The following is a 21,219-nucleotide window of genomic DNA, read 5'->3' on the forward strand; positions in this document are numbered from 1 at the left end:
GTTTTTTTAACTACTCAAGATGATGAATTTGGCACTTCATTTATAACGTGAACCCTATTTTTCCCCGCCTGTTTCGCACGGTACAATTCCAGATCGGCAGCTTCAATTAATTTGTCCAGGGAATTAATTGACTCCGTTATTGATGCAAGTCCAATAGAAACCGTGATAGATCTATACAATTCTGGGTGAGATTGGGGGTTACAAGCTGAGGCTATCCTATTGCAGATGCGTTGAGCTAAATTAAATCCCTCATCAAGATCGGCGGAGATCAAAACAACAAACTCTTCTCCACCATATCTAGCTACCAAATCATATTCTCTAGTAATATGCTTTAACTCTTTGGCAAAACATTGCAAAGCAGTGTTACCAGACTGATGACCAAATTGGTCGTTATAAGCTTTAAAATTATCAATATCCAGCATCATGACACTAAGGGGTAGCTTTCTTCGCTTTGCCTCAAGAAACTTTTGCTGTCCTGACTGGCGAAAAAAAGCATAATTGTAGAGTCCCGTAAGAATATCTCTAAATGCTCTACGATGCAGTTTACTAATTTCATACTGCTCTGATTGCCTAAAAAAGAAAAGGGTTATCCCAAAGCAAACAATAAAGCTACTCTTCACGACATCTTCAAGTATTTCGATTAGCTCAGATCTCCAAGAGACGTTGGCAAGAATTAAGACTTCTGTGATAGTAAACAAAATAATCCCAATCAGGAAAAAAAAGATAGCTTTCTTCTGTAAACTAAATTTCAAACGATGAAGAAAAAGCAACCCAAAGAAGAGAATACATACAGAAATTAAAATATTACCTACGTGAAAATAAGTTTCAACTAATGAGACGATGAACATTGAGAATAAGCAATTCGCTAAAAGCGATCGCAATAATTTTGGTTTTATGATAGTACAAAACTATTGTTATAAATCTTGAATAATTTTAAATTAAACTTTAAATTAAACTTTGAATTTTACAGAAACTGTACCTACAAAGACATTGAGTTCAATGGGAGTGTGATACTTTGATAATAAATTTCGTGCTTTTATTCTAAGATTACATCTAATCGATGATCTTTATGAAAATGCTTAAAATAAACAATTGCCCAAAGATTATTCTAAATAAAGAGTAGCATCTTATCTGGAGTCAATATTGCTGCTGGTAGTGACTTTTATTTAAGATGGTCGGGGAATGATGTTTCTGGAAGTAACACAAGAGATGAATTTGCTTTAGATGACATCACCTTCAGAGAAGTTCCCTTTGAATTCTCTCCTAGCTTGGGGCTGTTAATTATGGGAGGATGTGGAATAGCTTCTTATATTTCTCAACGGCGATCTGACAGTAAACATAAAGAAAATAAGGCAGTATTCTAGAAATTTGTTTCGTAAGAATTATTTAATACCGCATCCCTTTTGAGCAATTTCTTGTGATTGAGGATCGGTTGTTAATTGCAAAACTTGCTGAAAAACTTTTTCCCCCGCAGTTGTTTTTTGAGTTTGACAAAGACTAACTCCTATATAAAGTAAGCTCATTCCTTTTTGTTCTTTAGTTAGATTATCGCGCTCTAAGATCTCCTCAAAAACGGCGATCGCTTGTTGATAATTTCCTAATTCGTATAAAGCAATTCCTTTACCCTGTTGTGCCGATAAATAATTGGGAGAATTGACTAAAGACTGTTCAAAAGCCGTCAAAGATGCTTGATATTGCTCTATTTTAAGCAAATTTTGACCTTTTTGATTAAAGGCGATCGCTCGATCCAAATTATCTACAGTCGACTGGGTGCTTAATTCAATTGCTCGATCGCTAGCTGCGATCGCTTGTTCGTATTGCTCCAAACTAGATAACACTCTAGCCTTATTCAACCAGAAAGTAGCCTCCTGGGGATTTTTGCTACTAGCTTTATCAAATGCTTGAAGTGCATCTGGATATTGTTTTAAATAATATAGTGCTTCTCCCTGGCAATTCCATCCCGTAGCAGCTTCAGGCTCGATTAAAGTAGCGGTAGAACAAGATTGCAGCATCTCTTGGTATCGATTTAAACCCAAAAAAGCATATCCTCGATTAATCCAAATCAAATGATGCTTAACTATATTGGTAGCCAAAAGGCGATCGTAAGCGGTAATTGCCGAACTATACTTTTGCTGTACCAGTAAATCATTGGCTCGTTCAAACTGTTCCACCTGTTGCTGTTTGCCAACTAAACCAATACCAAACCAAGCTACACCACTAGCACACACTAGCAGAGTAATTACCTTAATCGATCCCCAAAAGTTCCGTTGATTCACGCTAAAAAAGTCTCGATCCAGAGATTTATTAAAGAAACAAGACAAACCTTGTCCGTACCGTAATTAGTAATAATCATTCCTTAACCAAACAAATAAGTAAATATCAACATTTGTAATATAAATTTATTTTTCTGCCCTTCTTTCTGGAAAAAATTAGGTTAAATTTAGAGGTGTATTTTTGGGGATGAGAGAGTGAGTTATACACCATCGAAACGAAAAATCAATTCAACTAAAACTAAAGAGTCGAATATGACATTCTTCGATCCTAGTTTAATTAAAGCAGCTAGAAATATTTATCGAAATTATTATAGTTTAGATGTTCCTACTGATACTCCAGCAATGGGGGTAATTATCAATCGAGATAGTCATCGAGGGCAACTAGCATTTAAACACAAACCCATACTATTACCCAGAGAATGCTTCATTCCTCTCAAACAAATTGAATCGGAAGCTTATTAAAACCAATAATTCTAATTATCTTTCAATATTTACCTGCCGTCTTTTTATTTAAACCTAAATTATGGAAACGCTGGTTACAGCGATCGCTTTTATTCTTGCTTTTACGTTTGGTGCTTGTATTGGCAGTTTTTTAAATGTAGTTGTCTATCGTATTCCCGCGGGAATATCTCTCATTCATCCCCCTTCCCGCTGTCCAAAATGTGGACATCCTTTGGGGGTAACAGAAAATGTACCTGTATTTGGTTGGTTGTGGCTGAAGGGGCGTTGTCGGTGGTGCAAAACCAAAATCTCTAGTCGCTACCCTATAGTAGAAGCTGTCACGGGTATTATTTTTATGTTGGTTTTCTGGCGGTTTGCCTATAGCATCGAAACTATTGGCTATTGTGCTTTTCTATCTTGGTTATTATCTTTATCCCTAATCGATTTAGATACCATGACTTTACCCGCCCCCCTAACCAAATCTGGGTTAGTCTTGGGATTGTTATTTCAAGTTGTCTGGGGTTGGCAGCTAGCCCAGGGAAAAGGTATCGCCAATCAGCTAATGTTTGGCATTGGTGGTGCGGTATTGGGTATTTGGCTATGGGAAATTATTGCTTTGTTAGGCTCGATTATGCTGGGACAGCAAGCTATGGGAGATGCTGATGGTAAGCTAATGGCAACTATTGGGGCTTGGATTGGCTGGAAATATGTTTTAGTCTCTAGCTTTGTCGCTTGCGGTCTTGGTGCAGTTATTGGCGGTGGCGCGATCGCCTTGGGTATCTTGGGTAAAAAACAACCGATGCCTTTTGGTCCTTTTTTGGCTTTGGGGGGTGCATTGAGCTTATTTTGTGGCGATGCCATAATTAATGGCTATGTTAATACTTTTTTTAGGTTTTAATGTTGAATATTTCCTTGGTTTTTCTTGCCAGAATGGGAAAATACATCTTCTTGAAACCAAACTTGTTGTTGGGGTAGAGGCAGAGGTATGTCAGCTTGTTCAAAAGCTATTTTAATTCGACGACGAAACTCGCGGGCAACTTCCCATTGTTTTAGAGGTTCGGTCTTAAACCAAAGACGAATAACTACTCCACGCTCGGAAAAGTCCTCTACGCCTAATATTTGAGGAGACTCAAGAATATTGTTTCTCCAATCAGAATCTTCCCATATTTCTACTGCAATTGCTTCAATTATTTCTATTGCCTTATTTAGATCAATTTGATACGCTACGGCTATTCTAATATCGGATCTCGACCAGCCATTAGAATGATTGGCAACATCATTGATTTGACTATTAGCGATGGTAATTAAGCGACCTTCGGCATCTCGCAGCTGGGTAATTCTCAGGTTCAAATTTTCAACCATTCCCCCCGAAGTGCCAATAGTCACTATATCCCCTACAGCATATTGATCTTCCAAAATAATCAAAAATCCGTTGAGGGCATCTTTGATCAGACTTTGGGATGCAAAAGAAAATGCCAACCCCAAAATCCCCGCACCAGCTAGCAAAGGGGCAATATTAAAGCCAATAATTGAAAGTGCTACAAAAATGCCAATACAGATCCACACCAAAGTAACAATACCTTTGCTCAAGCGAGAAATAGTATTAATTCTCAAACCCAATCTACGATTGACTTCAGGACTGAAAACATAATTATTTTCGATCGCATTACTGCTAAAGACAGAATTAATCTTGGCAATTAAAGCGTAACTGAGGCGAATCAAAAGATAAGTAATTAAAGTAACTAAAGCTATCCGTAGAGGTATTCTAACTATAGTGATAATCCACAGTTGAGTCGTGCGAGTATAGGGAAACAAACCCAAGATTAAAATTATACCAACTGCCCAAATAATGACTTGAATAAATTGTAAAAGTCGATATTTTACTTCTTGGAGATTTATTTTTTTGCGTCGATCAAGTTCGGATGAGATAGTTTGGTTAATATCTTCCCGTATCTCTATTTTTTTCCTTTGGGATCGCCTTAAGAAACGAGAATTGAGCAAACTCCCTAGTATCATGGATAAAAATATCCCCCCCGCAATTTTTCCTTGACGGAGCAAAAAAGGTTTTTGTCTTTGGGTTTTGGCTTCCCGCAATCCTCTTTCTATTTGTTGGGCGACTCTTTCTGCTTCGTGTTCTAAATAAACTCCCCGTCGCACGGCATCTCGCTCATTCATGGTGAGGACGGGAACTCGGCGATTGCCTACTATCACGTAAATGCTTTCTTGTGTACCTGTCGCTTGACGAGATACGGTTACTTCTGAGTCATCGCTGGCAAAATAGCTCTGGCTGATGTCTTTAAGCCGTTCTTCGGTAAACTTGATTCTTGGAGCTAAATTAGCCTTTTGATCTAACATTTGAAAGATGCAAAGACCATCGAGACGAACACATCCAGAAACAAGAGCTTGATCTTGATTTTGGTTTAATTTAAAAGTTTCTAAGCTTATTTTAGGCAAAAATGGCAGTTGCGCTCGAACTGGTAAGACAAATACCGTAGCAAAAGCTAGCGCACCTATAACAATCCAAGATATAAAACCCTTGTTCGACATAATTACCAAAGCCATGATGATAACATCATAATTGTGCGGAATAAAATTGACTCAACAAAATTTTTTATCTAATTTATTTAATCTAAAATAACAAAACTCGATTCCCACTTATCTAAGTAACTTATAATGGATGCCAGACAATATGCTCCTGCAACTCAGCGCAACCGAGAGGCAATTTTAGCAGTATTAAGTGAAAATCTAATGCCACAAAGCAATATTTTAGAGATTGCTAGCGGTACGGGAGAACACGCTATTTTTTTTGCATCTAATTCTAAGTCGTGGCATTGGATTCCCAGTGATATCAATCCCACAGCACGAGAAAGTATTGTTGCTTGGAAAAATACTAATAATACTGATAATTTGGCATTGCCTTTAGATATTAATGTAACCCAAGACAATTGGAGTGAATTAGTCGCAGATCGAGCGATCGATGCGATCGTGAATATTAATATGATTCATATTTCCCCTTGGAGTGCTTGTTTGGGTTTGATGAAAGGGGCGGGACAGATTTTATCTGGGGGAAACATACTCTATTTATATGGCCCATTCAAACGCAATGGAGAGCATACGGCTGTTAGTAATGCCAGATTTGATGAGTCTTTGCGCGATCGCTCTTCTACTTGGGGAGTTAGGGATCTTGAAGCAGTAATCGAAACCGCAGCTACTGCCAATTTCCAACTGCAACAAATAGTAGAAATGCCAGCCAATAATTTATCGGTTATCTTTGTCAAGAGTTAAAGCAAATTTATTCCTCTATTCTTTTATTCTTTTCAGTGGAGTAATTCTCAATCCGAAATAATCAATAATTGATTTTAATCTATTACTAAAATTTGATGATCGTAAAAATTCTCCTCGCAGACGACCGATACCTCATACAAGAGGGAATCAAAGCAATTTTGCGCGATGAAGCAAAAATACAAATAGTCGGGACAGCCAAAGACGGTCTTGAAGCGATCGCTTTAGCAGAAAAACTCAAGCCCGATATGGTTTTGCTAGATATTGAAATGCCCAAAATGAATGGGATTGAAGTAACCAAACATATTTGCCAATCTCTCCCCGAAACGAAAATAATTATTCTCTCCAGCCACGATAGCCAAATCTATATTACTCAAGCTTTGAAGGCTGGCGCGTCGGGTTATTTGTTAAAAGATAGTTTTGTAGAAGATCTTAAACAAGCAATTTATTCTTTGAGTCGCGGTTATTCTTATATCGAAGCAAAATTACTCAATCAGGCAATAAAAAGAACCACTGCGAATAATATTGTTAATTCTCCCCAAAAAAAAACTTATATTCGTAAATATCGCAAAAATATTTATACTCCTGCCACAGCTTTATCTGACGAACAAAATTCTCCGACCAAAAGCACCACGAATAATAAACCTCATGCTGGCATCAACAAAGCTAGTCTAGCACCTATCTTCGATCTATCTGACTCCGATGAAATAGAGACTGTGGAACGACTTACTGCCAGTTTAAAAAGTCCCTCTTTTAAGGCTGCCAAACCAACCCATCGCCCAAAACGATTTAACAAAAAACTAGCTTGGTTGTTACTGGCGATCGCCAGTACGATCCTCTCCATCATATTTTTTTAAAATCTTTGATACTCCACAGTTTTTAGATATAAAGAAATGTGTGTGATGTTTCTCTAACCGAGATCTTGTCTGAGTGAAAGTGTTAAGATGTAAATTGAGAATCAACAGATTATACGATTAAGTTTTTATCCAGTATCTAAAGGTCTTTTCCGTAAAGTATTGCGCTATTTCTTTCCCAATAATCCAGTCTCTCTAAACACAACACTCACTGAGAAGACAATTAAAATATGTCAATTTACGTAGGCAACTTATCTTACGAAGTAAACCAAGATGACTTAAGCGAAGTCTTTGCCGAGTATGGAACTGTTAAACGAGTTCATATTCCCAGCGATCGCGAAACAGGTCGCGTCCGAGGATTTGCTTTTGTCGAGATGGCATCCGATGCTGAAGAAGATAAAGCGATCGAAACTTTAGATGGTGCGGAATGGATGGATCGCGCTTTAAAAGTTAATAAAGCCAAACCCCGCGAAGATAACCGAAGTGGTGGCGGTCGTCGTAACAATCGCTTCTAAAGTTTTTAATTTTTAACTAAATTAAGCAATAAATGTCTCTAGAAATTGAGTAGATTGATTCTACACTTCTTTTCTAGGGATATTTTGCTATTAAAATAATTCAAAGGTAGAGATGAAGTTTATTGGCGTTGATTTTGGCTGGACATCTGGGGCTAGTGGATTGTGTTGTCTTATTTTGCAGGGCGATCAATTAAAAATAGAAACCATAACCACAGTGTTAGAAATGGATGCCATCCTCGATCGCATAGATGAGTGGATATCCCCCGATGCGCCAGGATTAATAGCTGTAGACGCACCAACCATTATTAATAACCAAACAGGGATGCGTTTACCCGACAAGCTGACTCATAAGCATTTTGGACGCTATCATGCAGGATGTTATCCCGCCAATCTCAATCTAGGATTTAGCGATCGCACTGTAGGTTTTGGCAATAGTTTAACCGCCAGGAATTTCCATCACGCACCGACAATTCAATCTCAAGAATTAGGAAGATATCAAATAGAAGTATTTCCTCATCCTGCAACCATAAATCTTTTTGGGTTGAATAAAATCTTAAAGTACAAAAAAGGTAGAATAGCCGAACGAAAAATAGAGTTAAATAAACTGCGTAACTATATTATTGATATTTTGCCCAAACTAGAGCCAGCTTTGCAAATCGATCCCTTGGATGAAATACCCGTAATTCCCCATCAAATAACAGGGAAAGAATTAAAAGCGATCGAAGATAAATTGGATAGTTTAATTTGTGCCTATGTTGCTGCTCATTGGTGGTATTGGGGAGAAGCAAAAAACATGGTGTTGGGGAATATTGACAGTGGATATATTGTAATTCCCCAAAAATAGAAATTAACTAATTGTTCCAGTAAGAGGAGAACTCGCCGCAGCATATTGTTTGATAGGAATTCTGCCAGAAAGATAAGCAAGCCTTCCTGCTTCTGCTGCCAAACCCATTGCCCTAGCCATAGCTACGGGATTGTGGGCTAAAGCGATCGCACTATTAACTAGCAGTGCATCCGCCCCCATTTCCATCCCCAAAGCTGCTTCACTAGGAGTACCAATACCAGCATCGACGACTACAGGAACATTCGCTTCTTCAATGATAATGCTAATATTGGCTGCATTATTGATTCCCTGTCCAGATCCAATCGGCGAACCTAAGGGCATTACTGTAGCACACCCTGCTTCTTCCAAACGCTTTGCCAGGAGAGGATCAGCGTTGATATAAGGCAAGACCGCAAAACCTTCTTTAACTAGCTTTTCTGCTGCTTCCAATGTACCAATAGGATCGGGAAGCAAATACTTCGCATCGGGAATCACTTCTAGCTTAATAAAATTGTTGTCTTCTTGTCCCAGCAACTTCGCCATCTCTCGACCCAAACGAGCCACCCGAATTGCTTCTTCCGCAGTTTTACAGCCTGCGGTGTTGGGTAGCATCCAAATTTTACTCCAGTCTAGTGCTTCGGCTAACCCTTCGTGTCCAGGGGCTTTGGTTTGTACTCTTCTAACTGCTACGGTAACGATTTCGCAACCACTTGCTGCTACACTCTGCTGCATGGCTTCCATACTGGGATATTTCCCCGTCCCTGTCATGAGGCGAGAATTAAATGTCTTTCCTGCAATAGTTAATTTATCCGTATCTTCAATAATTAGTTCATTACTAAACACAGAAGTAGAGGAGGCGGGTAGGGGTGCGGGGGGATTGGATTCTATTTGAAGAGGAAGTTTAGGCGCGCTACTGCTACTACTAATAGATGTCATATTGCTTGATTGATAAAAACGTTGATAGCTAAATTCTTTTAGCAGGGGGTCGGATTCTTGTTCTAGAATTAAATCTGCGATTAAAGCAGCGGTTATCGGAGCGAGGAGAATACCATTGCGATGGTGTCCTGTCGCTAAAAAGAGATTGTCGCAAGCACCACGACCGAGGATGGGTAACTCATCGGGAGTACCTGGACGAAAACCCCACCATAATTCTTCAATTTGCCAATCTGCCACCGCAGGATATAGTTCGGTAGCTTTTTGCAATAGATTTTGAATTCCTTGGGGAGTATTAAAAGGAGTCCAATCGACTTCTTCTACTGTCGCGCCAACTACTAATTTGCCGTCTTGTCGGGGAACGAGATAGATATTGTCGCCAAATAAAACTCTTTGTAAAGGGAATGGTTGGTGAAGTTTTTGGGGCATCCTCAAAGATAGCATTTGTCCCTTGACTGGACGTACTGGTAAGGGCTGGAGTTGACCAGACCAAGAACCCGCAGCCAAGACATATTGTTCTGCTTGGAGTAAGCCAACACTAGTTAAAACTCCGTTGACTTTACCTTGTTTTTGCTGGATGGCTTTGACATTGACTCCTTCTTGAATTTCTACTCCCAAAGTTTGAGCGGCTTGCAAGAGCGATCGCATTAAACAACGATTATCAACTTGTCCGTCTTCGGGATACCACCAACCACCAACTACGCGATCGCTCAATCCAGGTTCGTATTGCTCGATCGCCTGTCGATCCAGCCACACCGCACTGTCATCTTCCACAATCGATTGAGGCCTCCTATATACAGGAGCGAGAATACCACAGGGTAAATAGCCCGTATCTACTCCCGTTAATTCTTCTAGCTTTTGCGTCCATTCTGGATACAGCCAACGCGATCGCAGACACAATTCTAACATTGCTTGGGAGGTCAACTTTTCCGCCATCGGTGCTAGCATTCCTGCTGCTGCATTTGCCGCAGCCTCAACAAAATCCTTGCTAATGACGGTAACTTTTGCTCCATGACGTTTTAGTTCAATGGCGATCGCCAGTCCCATTACGCCACCACCAACAATCAGAATATCTCTTGTTGTTTTCATACTCTTTTAATTGACCCCCAACCCTATAACTTTAACGTGAAATTCCGAGAATAATCTTTCAGGTTAAATCACATCACAAAACATCACGACAATTAATTAAGCTTCAAAAACAACTCTCAGATTGCCCCATTTTTTGGCAACTCGGCGGAAATATAAGGTTGGTGTCATACGGTGCAACCTCAAAAAAGTGTGATTATTTATACCATTTTTTGTTCTGACTTATAAGAAATTCGATCTTCTTCGTTAGCTATATTCTATTTATAGTGGTTAAATTACTTGTGCTGAATTTTAGAAGTACTTTTGTTTGATAGCTGTATTGTTAGCTTGCAAGCTAAAGCAGTAATTCTACTACTTTTAATTCATTTGGTTCTAATTCCAATAAGTCCAAACCATTTTCAAAGATTTCATCAATGGGTAACATTTTAGCCTCAGAAGTCATAAATTTATGGTCTTTAGTAGCTTTAATGATTGCACCATTATCCAAAGTATATTCAAAGACTTCTTGTTTTCCGCGATCGTGCCATTGTGCGATAGGCTGAGTATAAACAAAGCCATTTTTATCTACAGTATAAATATTACATTTAATTTGTTCTTCAACTATTTTACCTATTGGCAACGCACCATATTCAACAGTTAAAACTTTAGTATCGTAACTCAAACAATACTCAGCAAACAATACCATTTTGTCAAAGAGTTCATTAGCTACTTGTTTAGTAACTCCATTTTTAGCCGAACCATCCATGAATTTTTCACGGTGTTTTTCCATTTCAGCTAATTTTTTTTTGCCCATACATCTTCTTAGAAGATCTGCTTCACCCAAAGAATAACCAGCCAACTCTTGAGCAATTTTCATGATTTGCTCTTGATAAACAATTACCCCATAGGTTTCCTTAAGGATGGGTTCTAATATAGGATGCTCGTAACTAACTTCTTCTCTACCGTGCTTGCGATCGATAAAAATAGGAATTAGTCCTGCATCTAAAGGGCCAGGACGATACAATGCAGAGATAGAGGAAATATCTTCAATACCTGAAGGTTTCAAGTCTCTAGTAATCTGTTTCATCCCATCAGATTCTAACTGAAAGATTCCCTCTAAATTTCCCGCACGGAATAGTTTATGGGTTTCTTGAATATCAGCAGGTAGTTTTTTTTGTTTCCCCTTGGCAATAATTTCTAAGGCTTTCTTTTCATCTAAAGGTATCTGATCTAAATCTAAAGTTACTCCTTTAGTTTTCTGCACTAAATCAGCAGCACGTTGAATAGTCGTCAGATTTTTTAAACCCAAAAAGTCCATTTTTAATAAACCCATCGCCTCAACATCTTCCATATAATATTGAGTAATTACTGACCCATCATTGTTCTTTTGTAGGGGAACAATTTCATCTAACGGTTGAGAAGATATAACTACCCCCGCAGCATGAACCCCAAAGGTTTTATTTGTACCTTCAATACGGATCGCCATATCAACCCAATTACGGACTTTGACCTCGCCTATTTCTTCTTTATTAATGTCATAAATGGGGACGCTTTCGTTTTCGTATGCTTGTTTAAAAGCAGGTTCGGGAGTCTTTTCCGAAATCATGACGTTGAGTTTGGTAGGTTTACCCCGCACTACGGGAATCATCTTGGCAATGCGATTTTGATCGCCAAAGTCAATACCCAATACCCTCCCAACATCTTTTAATACCGCCTTGGAAGTCATGCGGTTGAAAGTAATAATTTGAGCTACGTTAGCCTCGCCATACTTTTCTGTAACATACTTAATCATGTCTGCACGGCGATCTGGACAAAAATCAGTATCCACATCAGGCATAGATTTCCGTTCGGGATTGAGAAAACGCTCGAATAGTAAGCCGTGATGAATCGGATCGATATTAGTAATCTTAAGGCAATACGCCACCAAAGAACCCGCCGCAGATCCCCTTCCTGGCCCCACTGGGATATCATTATCTCTAGCATATTTAATATAGTCCCACACTACCAAAAAGTAGGTAGAAAAGCCCTTTTCCTGCATTACCTGAAGTTCTACCTCCAGCCTGTGCATATATTCAGCAGGAACTTCAGTATGGTTGCGACACTTCAGTCTTTCGAGTAAGCCTTGGCGGGTAACTTCTTCAAGATAACTATCCGCGGTATGCCCCATAGGAACAGGATAGTCAGGAATACGGGGTTCGCCTAAAATATTGTAAGCCTGGACTTTATCCGCCACTTCTACGGTAGTCGCGATCGCACTTTCAATGACATCATCCTCTAAATGATCGCGAAATAGCAACCTCATTTCATCCGCAGACTTAAGATACTCCGTACCGCTATAGCGCAGTCTTTTGTCATCGGTAATGCGCTTTTGCGTCAGGATGCAAAGCAAAGCATCGTGGGCTTCTACGTCATAACAAGATATAAAGTGGGAATCATTAGTAGCAATAACTTTAATACCCAGCTTATTGGCAATATTTACAATGGCGACATTCACCATCCGATCTTCTGGCGATCCGTGATCTTGAATCTCTAAATAATAATCTTCGCCAAATAAATTTTGATACCACTTGGCTACCTTCTCAGCAAGTTCTAAATCATTTTTTAAAATTGCTTGGGGTACTTCTCCTCCCAAACAAGCACTAGTGACAATCAATCCTTCATGATATTTCTCTAACAGTTCTTTATTAATGCAAGGACGAGCAAAAATACCGCTACCTTGATAACCTTTGAGGTGGGAAATCGTGGTTAGCTTAACTAAATTCTTATAACCTTGAGTATTCTTGGCTAATACTACCTGGTGATACTTGCGATGCCTTCTTTTCTTTTCGGTAATATTGACTTCAATATCGCCATTAATAACGTACATCTCGTTACCGATAATTGGCTTAATGCCCTTGTTACGACAAACTTTAATCAATTCGATCGCACCATACATTACCCCGTGATCCGTTAGAGCGATCGCTGGCATATCTAATTCCAAACAGCGATCGATTAACTGGGGTATCTGGGATGCACCATCAAGCAAGCTATAGTCGCTATGGATATGTAAGCCAACAAAAGACATAGATCGTTAATTAGGAACTAGTAAGCAGATATTAATTATCAACGATTTACTCTATTTGTGGGGATGGAGAGTAAGAATATTTAAGATTTAGAGAGTAGATCGGATAGGGCGATCGCCTTACCTTATCTTAAAATAGAGGAAGAAGAACTAAGGCAGGCATATCGAGAACAAAATCAAGATCCTGAGTTTTAGAGATCGCTCTGAACAAGTATAGGGCGATCTGACAATTAACTGGACATATAATAGATAAAAGAGATTCGAGTAAAGAAAATGGAAGCAATTTCCGTACCCAAGGGATTTAAGGTAACTCCAGAACAATTCGATCGCCTAGCTGATATCGAGCAAACAGCACGGATGGAGTTAACCAAAGATGGAGAATTAATCGTCATGAGTCCTACTGGTGGTGAAGCAGGTAGAAAAAATTTTAATTTGTATTTAGATTTGGGCAATTGGAATCGCCAAAAGAAACTCGGCGAGGCTTTTGATTCTTCGACTATATTTGTTTTACCTAATGGTGCCAGAAGAAGCCCAGATGTAAGTTGGATTAAATTAGATAGATGGAATAATCTTACTTTGAAAGAGAAACAAGGTTTTCCTCCTCTTCCCCCTGATTTTGTTATCGAACTAGTTAGCCCAAGCGATCTCAAGAATCAAAGATACGAAGATTTACAGGCGAAGATGCAAGAATACTTAGATAATGGCGTTCGACTCGGTTGGTTAATCGAACCAGCAGCAAAAACAGTTGAAATTTATCGTCTAGACAAACAAGTAGAAGTTTTAAATCATCCCAAAACGCTATCAGGGGAAAGTTTACTGCCTGGATTTGTTTTAGATTTAAAAGAAATTTTTTAAACAGAAAGCTATAAACCTATTATTATAGAAGGGTGAAACTCTACAATTTTCCACCATCGATGCAGGGCGAAAATTTTTTAATTTCAGGGATTGACTGGCGATCGCCTTTTTTGTTAAAATTATTTTTATAATGGGAATAGTTGCGCCTACGTTTCTGAGTCACCACTCCCATTATGAAGCTTATTTTTTAATTAAATCACGTTTTGCGATCGCCAGTCAAGATTTTAGGCGATTTTTTTTTGATGTTTTTTGATAATACGCTCTAATTCTCTAATTGTTTATTCCTTAAACATATATAGGTAAAGAGATCGCCTTTTTTTCGTTAATACAGCAACGGATTCAATCTCCTCTCCTCAACTCGGACTTATAGAGAAGTAATTACGCGACTTTTCATTAATCAACTCAAAACACTACTTAATATGTCTCTTCCAGAATCAAGAGAATAGAAGGAAGAAAAAACACAATAAAATGCGATCCAAATCACAGCCAAAACCCTATTAATTACTAGCAAAAAAGCAGAAAAAAACTTTTTTAATGATGATATGTTTTGTCGATCGTTAGGGTAATTTCTAAATAGGAAAGAAAAACCTAAAACAAACACACAAAACACAAACACTTATTAACTGAAGGATATAAACATGAATAACGTATTTACTGCTAAATTACTACAAAACTTAAATAATAAAAAAGGTAACAAAGGTTTTACATTAATCGAACTACTAGTTGTTGTAATCATCATCGGTGTTCTTGCTGCTGTTGCTCTACCTAACCTCTTGTCTCAAGTAGGTAAAGCTCGTGAAACAGAAGGTAAAAATGGTGTTGGTACAATCAACCGTGCTCAACAAGGTTTCCACTTTGAAAGAAGAGTATTTAATAACGGTGCTGACGTAACTCTTGCTAACAATCCTCTAGGAGTAGTAATCAACCCTGACTTCTATGCTTTTACTGTAGCAGGTAACGCAGGTATAGATGCTACAGTAACTGCAATTGATGCTGCTGCTGCTGCCAACGGTACCAGAAACTATGGAGGCGGAATAGGTTTTGACGCTGGTGCTTACAGTACTGCCATCTGTCAATCTGACGCTGTGGGTGGAGCAGCTACTGCCGATGTCGCTGCCCCCGCTGCTGTTGTCTGTGGTGCTGGTACAGAGTTAAATTAGACTTCCATTATCAATTTTATTTGACTTAAAAAACAGGCAGATTCTGCCTGTTTTTTACTTTATATTAGACTCTTAATATAAATCGTATTTTAATCAAAAAGCATAATTACTTACTAATTAGAATCATGAATAATCAATGGATTAATTTTTTAATCAATCGCCATAAAAACAAATTTAATGAAGGATTTACCTTAATTGAATTATTAGTAACAATCATAATTATTGGTGTACTTTCTGCTATTGCTTTACCCAGTTTTTTGAGTCAAGTAGGCAAAGCTAGAGAATCAGAAGCCAAGAACAATTTAGGGACATTAAGTCGCGCTCAACAAGGATATCATTTTGAAAATCAAGTTTTTGCCGATAGCTTAAACAGACTGGCATCGAATACAATCTTTGAGTCAGAATATTACAATTACCCAAATGCCGATGTGGCTAATAATAACATCTTGACCCAGAGGGCAGTTTCTATCGATTCCAATTCTAATCGAACTAGAGACTATGCTCTAGGAGTTTATTTTAATGCAGGTAGCTACACATCGAAAATATGTGAATCTAGTGCAGTAGGACAAACTGTAGAAGCTCCTACTATAGCTACCGATCCTTGTACCAATGGAGGCATAGAACTCAACTAACTAACAAATATTAATAGATGTACTGAAAAACTTATGTTGAATAAAATCAGACAAAACAGTAAGTCAATGTTTGCTTGCTTAGGATTAGTTTTGAGTACTGGTAGTTTAGTAAATTTACAATTGAAAGAATTATCACAAAAGTTCTCAGTTCAAAGTATAGAAACCTACAGCAAACAAGAAAATCAGCAAAAGACATTAGTCAATTTTCAGAAAAATCTGCCAACTTTTGGTTTTGATAACCTATTGGCAGATTTAAATTATCTACAATTTATTCAATATTTTGGGGATACAGAAGCGCGAAATATGACAGGATACTCTCTAGTGACTGATTATTTTGAACTTTTGGTCAGTCAAGATCCTCGCTTTACCAACGCTTATTTATCTCTTTCAACAGCTAACTCTTTGTTCGCTGCTCAACCAGAAAAAACAGTCGAATTACTAGATCGAGTATTAGAATCCTCATCTCCTAATTTACCAGGATATCCATTTTTCTTGTGGACTTATAAAGCCACGGATGAAATATTGTTTTTAGGAGATTTGGAAGCAGCTAAAAATTCATATTTAATGGCTGCAAATTGGGCGAGTAAACGAAATGACGATCTTGGAAATGAATTGTCTGATCGATTTATCACTACTGCTAAATTTTTAGCTAGTAATCCAGATAGTACTGAAGCAAGAGTTGGCGCATGGTCAACATTATTAAATCAAGCTCAAGATTCCAAAACACAGCAATACGTAATCGAACAGCTTGAAAAACTAGGAGCTGAAGTTAATATTACTCCCGATGGTAGATTGGAAGTAAGACCACCTGAATCTGATCGCGCCTAGAATTATATTTATGACCTCTTCGCCCTTACGATTAAATTGCACCACCATAATTATGTAATTGAACCAAAGATCATCAATAAAATACATAAAATATGATCCCGACAAACACCACAGGCGGTCAATCCGATTACCAGGATATGATTACAGCCAATCGGGGGCGTATTTCGTAACGATATGTGCGTATCAACGGCAATGTTTATTCGGGGATGTTGTTGATGGACAGATGGTTTTAAATCAATATGGTAATGTCGTTGCCGATGAATGGAAAAAATCGTCGGTCATTAGAAAAGAAATTAAATTAGATGAATGGGTTGTGATGCCCAATCATTTTCATGGCATTGTAATTATCAATAACACCACCGTAGGGGCGAACGGCCGTTCGCCCCTACTACGGGGTTGTACGCACCCACAAATGAAACCAAAATCATTATCGTCGTTAATGGCGGGTTTCAAATCAATTGCCACCAAAAAAATTAATATTCTGCGAGGTACGCCAGGGACACCATTATGGCAACGTAACTATTACGAACATATTATCCGTAACCCAGATGCCATGAATAAAATTCGTCAATATATTATTCATAATCCCGTATCTTGGTCTGTAGACCAATTGCATCCTCATCATCCATCAAAATGGTAAATAAAGAAAGATTAAAAATGTAATGCTCGCTTTACGTTTTAATAGTAAATAGTTGTTGAGGAGTAATTTTTATTTCCTGAAATGTAGACGAAATTAATTCTTGTGCTGCGGTGAAAAGAGTCTCTTCATATAATCCTTCATCCAAGACCAGAATTGTTACCTTCTGTTCTATCGGATCGATAATCCAATATTCAGGAATACCTAAAGCTGCATATTCAGATCTTTTATAACGATAATCCCTTTTAATTGATTCTGGGCTAATATGCGAAGCGGTATCCTTTAGGACTACTTGAACCACCAATAATGGGGGATTTTCTAACACTCCCGATTTATCCAAAGAATCTAGAACCTCGGCTTTTTCTACTACGCAAACATCGGTAATACGCGATTTGCGCCATCCCGTCCTAATTCCCCCTTCTCGTATTGCTAACCAAGGGAGTTGGAGGCGATTTATTTCTGTTTTAAAAATATCTCGAACAAAATCACAAATTAAAATATGGCGAAATGTGGGAGGATTCATTATTTCAGGCTGACCTGCTACTAATTCATAACGGTTGTCTGGATCTGGGTCGTATTCTAAATACTCTTCAAAAGAAAACAAACTTTTTTTGCTTATGGCAGTCATGATGCTTAATAGAAATAATGCCAAAAATTAATGTACTTAATAATTGTAGTGGAAACTTTTTAGACAAGCGATCGCTTTTAATCTAAATAATCTCAAATACTACTCTTTATTCCAAACTCGCAGATAGAAATAAACAAAAACAAAGGCAATTAACAGCAAAATAGTTGCAGCAGCAGCAGCGTAACCAAATTCAAAGCGAGAAAAAGCCTGTTCGTAGATATAATAAACCAGCAGGTTGGTAGAATTTAATGGCCCTCCTCCCGTAATAATATAGACTTGCTCGAAACTCCGCAAAGTGAAGATAGCGGTAGTTAAAACAGCAAAAACTAGGGTAGGTCTTAACCCAGGAAGAGTAATATACCAAAACTTTGCCCAATCGTTTGCCCCATCTAATTCCGCAGCTTCATAACGGGATTGAGGAATGACTTGCAAACCCGCCAGAAATACTACTAAATTAAAGCCTAGTTGCTTCCAGCTACTTAACAGGATTAACACGGGCATCGCCCAGGTAGTACTACTCAACCAAGCAATAGGCTCTAAGCCCCATTGCAGCAGTATATTATTAATTGGCCCCTCAGTTTGAAATAGCCAGCGAAAAGCCAGCCCTACAGCTACTAGGGATGTAATGGAAGGAATAAAATAAGCAGCCCGCAAAAACCCCCGCAAAGCAAAAGATTTATTTAACAAGACAGCTAATCCCAAGGGAATAATAATCGTCGGGATGACAGTGGCAAGAGTAAAATAAGTCGTGTTAACCATTACCTGCCAAAAGTCGGCATCGGTAAACAACCGCAGATAGTTACGTACCCCTACCCATTCAATACCCGATACAGTAAAGCTACCCGTGGTAAAGCTGAGATAGAGTAAATAGGCAATGGGATAAAACAGGAAGATACTTAATAATATTAATGCTGGGGCGATAAACAACCACGCAGCAACACTATCTCGATCTAAGATCGCAGAAACAGGATTTAATTTATTCAAGTTGCTTATTTAGTTAAAAAACAACCACCCATAACCCAAAAAAGCGATCGCCCAAAATCCCCCGTAAATATAACCCAATCTTTTTTTATATTCCCTCGATTCATTCTTTTTCACCCCTAAGTGAATTGCCAAAAGTATAGGAGTCAGACAAAATATTATCGATAAAGCGATCGCCATATTATAATTCTCCATTTAGCTAAGAGTAGGGGGAAAAACAAAAGACCAAGTAGAATAAACAAAAATTGCTACCGCCACAGCAGCTAATAATGCTTCAATAATATTGCCAATAATCGAAGCAATCACAATACCCGCACTAGCCTTAAAAGCCTGTTGAATGCGGGCTTCGGATTCGAGATTACTGCGATAAAGATATTCCCCAATAAATGCCCCCACAACCGCCCCGACCAATACGCCTATTAAAGGCCCTCCAATGGGTAAAGCGGGTAATAGACCAAAAAAACCGACAGCCATGCCGATAAATGCGCCATATTGACACCATTTGCTGCCTCCAGCCTGTTTTGCCCCAAAATACAAAGCCAAATATTCGACTCCCGCACTGAGAATCAAAACGATAAAAATAAAAATCATCGGCAAACCAATGCCTGCAAAACTAGTTGCAATACTCCAACCTAAAATAGCAACCAAAATAATACTGCTACCAGGAAGCCCAGGAATAATTGCGCCAATTACCCCCAATCCCATTACGCCCAATACAATCCAATAAATAGTAGTTATATCCATATTGACTTATTACTTATTACTTATTACTTATTACTTATCAAAGTCGAGGTGCGACTATTTGAGCAAAGCGATCTTTGCCTTCTTCCAATCTGGTAGGAATTCCTTGAGGATATTCGCGATTGATAATACTAATTAACTGCTCGATACGGTTGCCAGGATCGGGATGGGTACTCATAAACTCAGGTTGTCCTTGCGCCCCACCTCTAGCAGAATCAAGAATTTTCATTAACTCCACAATACCTTTAGGGTTGTAACCCGCTTCCGTCATAAATTGAAATCCCAAGCGATCGCTTTCTAGTTCGTCTTCTCTGCCATACTTAAGATTCACCATTTGATTGACCGCTTGAGCTAAAATAGCTGCCTGTCTGCCACTACCAGGGTTATCGCTGGCTGCAATTCCCACCGCATTAACCAAAGCACTGCCTAACTGTTGTTTGGCTAAATGTTCCGCACCATGTCTGCCAATGACGTGACCGACTTCGTGACCCAAAACCCCTGCCAACTGGGCTTCTGAATTGAGCCGACTTAATAAGGCTGCGGTAATAAATACCTGTCCCCCAGGAAGTGCAAAAGCATTTACAGTTTGAGGATCTCGCAGCAAATGAAACTCAAAGGGATAAGAAGAACTTTTAGCGATCGAACTTCTAACTACCCGATTTCCCACACTATCGACATAATCTTGTAAAGTGCGATCGGGATATAAATTGCCGTGTTGTTGTGCCATTTTAGGCGCAGACTGACGACCGATAACTATTTCTTGTTGGGGTGAAAGTTGCACCCGTTGTTTTTCTCCTGTAATGGGATTTTCACTAACGTTAGTAAAATAGTTAAACATCCCAAATACAGCGAAGACTACGCCAATAACCAGACGTATTAATAATCTACTCACTCTATTTAATCTCTTGCTCTAAATGTAGTATTGGCAGAATATTACCATGAGTATATTTGTTTCTACGTTTTTCTTTGAGCTTCTTTAATTTATTTTTCATTTTTTAGCAGTCCCTGACAATAACCAATCAATTTAGTAGTGTGACTGCTGATGTTTTTAAGTTTCTTACTTTTGGTATCATCTCGACGGGCAGCAGCCAAAAATAAGATGTCGGTAGCTAATAACTTGAACTCTCGTTTGATTTCTCTTTGGATTGATTCCCAGCGTGGAATAATTGCTGGGTTTATTTCCTGACAATCTAAACCAACAATATTTTCCTCGAACCACTGTTGCAAGTCTGGAAACTCTTGTTGGATGATATATGCAGCACTATCTGTTGCCAAGTCGATCGCCTTTTGATTAAAGACTGTTAACAAAGTTAAGAAATCCTGATATGCTCGATTATGTGACCCAGGCAACATTATTTAGTTTAAGATAAGGTAATAAACAAGGTAAAATTCTACTAAGCAGACTTGACTTTTTCGCTGTTGTTACAGTGGAAAATATTGTTTGTAAGTTTAGACTTTTATTATTAAAAAATTAAGTTAATTTTACATATAAATACTCAATTAGATCTCA

The 21,219-nt window shown here is 38.5% G+C and carries 23 protein-coding genes; 12 read left to right on the forward strand and 11 right to left on the reverse strand.

The window, feature by feature from the left end:
• Positions 1-14 precede the first annotated feature (14 nt).
• The gene (locus I4641_RS01045) at positions 15-848 is read right to left on the reverse strand and encodes a GGDEF domain-containing protein (RefSeq protein WP_229638567.1); all 834 of its coding nucleotides are present in this window, start codon (positions 846-848) and stop codon (positions 15-17) included.
• 381 nt (positions 849-1,229) lie between these two features.
• Here I4641_RS01045 and I4641_RS24410 point away from each other — a divergent pair, with 381 nt between their 5' ends.
• Positions 1,230-1,364, forward strand: coding sequence for a PFE-CTERM domain-containing protein (locus tag I4641_RS24410; RefSeq protein WP_439655314.1), 135 nt, complete (start codon positions 1,230-1,232; stop codon positions 1,362-1,364).
• 18 nt (positions 1,365-1,382) lie between these two features.
• Here the strand turns inward: I4641_RS24410 and I4641_RS01050 are convergent, their stop codons facing one another.
• Positions 1,383-2,276 (reverse strand): tetratricopeptide repeat protein, encoded by an 894-nt coding sequence (locus I4641_RS01050; protein ID WP_229638568.1) that lies wholly within the window; start codon positions 2,274-2,276, stop codon positions 1,383-1,385.
• Positions 2,277-2,525: 249 nt separating this feature from the next.
• Here I4641_RS01050 and I4641_RS01055 point away from each other — a divergent pair, with 249 nt between their 5' ends.
• Together I4641_RS01055 and I4641_RS01060 are read left to right on the forward strand one after the other, a co-directional pair.
• Entirely contained in the window at positions 2,526-2,735 is a 210-nt protein-coding gene (locus I4641_RS01055) for a hypothetical protein (protein WP_229638569.1), read from the forward strand.
• A 61-nt stretch (positions 2,736-2,796) separates the two neighbouring features.
• Positions 2,797-3,612: a prepilin peptidase gene (locus I4641_RS01060; RefSeq protein WP_229638570.1), complete on the forward strand. Its 816-nt coding sequence runs from the start codon at positions 2,797-2,799 to the stop codon at positions 3,610-3,612.
• Here I4641_RS01060 and I4641_RS01065 read toward each other — a convergent pair.
• Positions 3,609-5,276, reverse strand: a complete 1,668-nt coding sequence (locus I4641_RS01065; RefSeq protein WP_229638571.1) for a mechanosensitive ion channel family protein — start codon at positions 5,274-5,276, stop codon at positions 3,609-3,611. The two genes, I4641_RS01060 and I4641_RS01065, sit on opposite strands and share 4 nt — an antisense overlap.
• 111 nt (positions 5,277-5,387) lie before the next feature.
• Between I4641_RS01065 and I4641_RS01070 the strand changes: the two genes are divergently transcribed.
• From I4641_RS01070 to I4641_RS01085, 4 genes are all read left to right on the forward strand, one after another.
• Complete coding sequence (locus tag I4641_RS01070; RefSeq protein ID WP_229638572.1) at positions 5,388-5,999, forward strand: DUF938 domain-containing protein; 612 nt, start codon at positions 5,388-5,390, stop codon at positions 5,997-5,999.
• Between the two features lie 95 nt (positions 6,000-6,094).
• Positions 6,095-6,853, forward strand: a complete 759-nt coding sequence (locus I4641_RS01075; RefSeq protein WP_229638573.1) for a response regulator — start codon at positions 6,095-6,097, stop codon at positions 6,851-6,853.
• Between the two features lie 227 nt (positions 6,854-7,080).
• Positions 7,081-7,365 carry an RNA-binding regulator gene (gene rbp / locus I4641_RS01080; RefSeq protein ID WP_229638574.1) on the forward strand — a complete coding sequence of 95 codons (285 nt, stop codon included), beginning with the start codon at positions 7,081-7,083 and terminating at the stop codon, positions 7,363-7,365.
• Between the two features lie 112 nt (positions 7,366-7,477).
• Positions 7,478-8,209 (forward strand): DUF429 domain-containing protein, encoded by a 732-nt coding sequence (locus I4641_RS01085; protein WP_229638575.1) that lies wholly within the window; start codon positions 7,478-7,480, stop codon positions 8,207-8,209.
• Positions 8,210-8,212: 3 nt separating this feature from the next.
• Here the strand turns inward: I4641_RS01085 and thiO are convergent, their stop codons facing one another.
• Positions 8,213-10,210 carry a glycine oxidase ThiO gene (gene thiO, locus I4641_RS24020; RefSeq protein WP_304956515.1) on the reverse strand — a complete coding sequence of 666 codons (1,998 nt, stop codon included), beginning with the start codon at positions 10,208-10,210 and terminating at the stop codon, positions 8,213-8,215.
• 331 nt (positions 10,211-10,541) lie between these two features.
• Positions 10,542-13,250, reverse strand: a complete 2,709-nt coding sequence (locus I4641_RS01100; protein WP_229638576.1) for a DNA polymerase III subunit alpha — start codon at positions 13,248-13,250, stop codon at positions 10,542-10,544.
• A 270-nt stretch (positions 13,251-13,520) separates the two neighbouring features.
• On the opposite strand from I4641_RS01100, the gene I4641_RS01105 reads away from it, so the two are divergent.
• From I4641_RS01105 to I4641_RS01125, 5 genes are all read left to right on the forward strand, one after another.
• Entirely contained in the window at positions 13,521-14,102 is a 582-nt protein-coding gene (locus tag I4641_RS01105; protein WP_229638577.1) for a Uma2 family endonuclease, read from the forward strand.
• A gap of 638 nt (positions 14,103-14,740) precedes the next feature.
• Positions 14,741-15,262, forward strand: a complete 522-nt coding sequence (locus I4641_RS01110; protein WP_229638578.1) for a type IV pilin protein — start codon at positions 14,741-14,743, stop codon at positions 15,260-15,262.
• Positions 15,263-15,387: 125 nt separating this feature from the next.
• On the forward strand, positions 15,388-15,894 hold the full coding sequence (locus I4641_RS01115) for a type IV pilin protein (protein WP_229638579.1): 507 nt from the start codon (positions 15,388-15,390) through the stop codon (positions 15,892-15,894).
• 66 nt (positions 15,895-15,960) lie between these two features.
• Positions 15,961-16,722: a hypothetical protein gene (locus I4641_RS01120; protein WP_229638580.1), complete on the forward strand. Its 762-nt coding sequence runs from the start codon at positions 15,961-15,963 to the stop codon at positions 16,720-16,722.
• An 85-nt stretch (positions 16,723-16,807) separates the two neighbouring features.
• On the forward strand, positions 16,808-17,362 hold the full coding sequence (locus I4641_RS01125) for a transposase (RefSeq protein ID WP_439655315.1): 555 nt from the start codon (positions 16,808-16,810) through the stop codon (positions 17,360-17,362).
• Between the two features lie 31 nt (positions 17,363-17,393).
• Here I4641_RS01125 and I4641_RS01130 read toward each other — a convergent pair whose 3' ends face one another.
• The 6 genes from I4641_RS01130 to patD all read right to left on the reverse strand — a co-directional run bounded on the left by I4641_RS01130 (position 17,394) and on the right by patD (position 21,062).
• Positions 17,394-17,987 carry a Uma2 family endonuclease gene (locus tag I4641_RS01130; RefSeq protein ID WP_229638582.1) on the reverse strand — a complete coding sequence of 198 codons (594 nt, stop codon included), beginning with the start codon at positions 17,985-17,987 and terminating at the stop codon, positions 17,394-17,396.
• 99 nt (positions 17,988-18,086) lie between these two features.
• Positions 18,087-18,980 carry a carbohydrate ABC transporter permease gene (locus tag I4641_RS01135; protein WP_439655316.1) on the reverse strand — a complete coding sequence of 298 codons (894 nt, stop codon included), beginning with the start codon at positions 18,978-18,980 and terminating at the stop codon, positions 18,087-18,089.
• Complete coding sequence (locus I4641_RS01140; protein ID WP_229638584.1) at positions 18,981-19,163, reverse strand: hypothetical protein; 183 nt, start codon at positions 19,161-19,163, stop codon at positions 18,981-18,983.
• Positions 19,164-19,712, reverse strand: a complete 549-nt coding sequence (locus I4641_RS01145; protein WP_229638585.1) for a DUF456 domain-containing protein — start codon at positions 19,710-19,712, stop codon at positions 19,164-19,166. It abuts the gene before it with no gap.
• Positions 19,713-19,749: 37 nt separating this feature from the next.
• A complete protein-coding gene (locus I4641_RS01150) occupies positions 19,750-20,601 on the reverse strand; it encodes a M48 family metalloprotease (protein WP_229638586.1) in 852 nt (283 codons plus the stop codon).
• A gap of 89 nt (positions 20,602-20,690) precedes the next feature.
• Entirely contained in the window at positions 20,691-21,062 is a 372-nt protein-coding gene (gene patD / locus I4641_RS01155) for a heterocyst frequency control protein PatD (RefSeq protein ID WP_229638587.1), read from the reverse strand.
• Positions 21,063-21,219 lie beyond the last annotated feature (157 nt).

The sequence above is a fragment of the Waterburya agarophytonicola KI4 genome (genome assembly GCF_020640915.1).
GTDB lineage: Bacteria > Cyanobacteriota > Cyanobacteriia > Cyanobacteriales > Xenococcaceae > Waterburya > Waterburya agarophytonicola.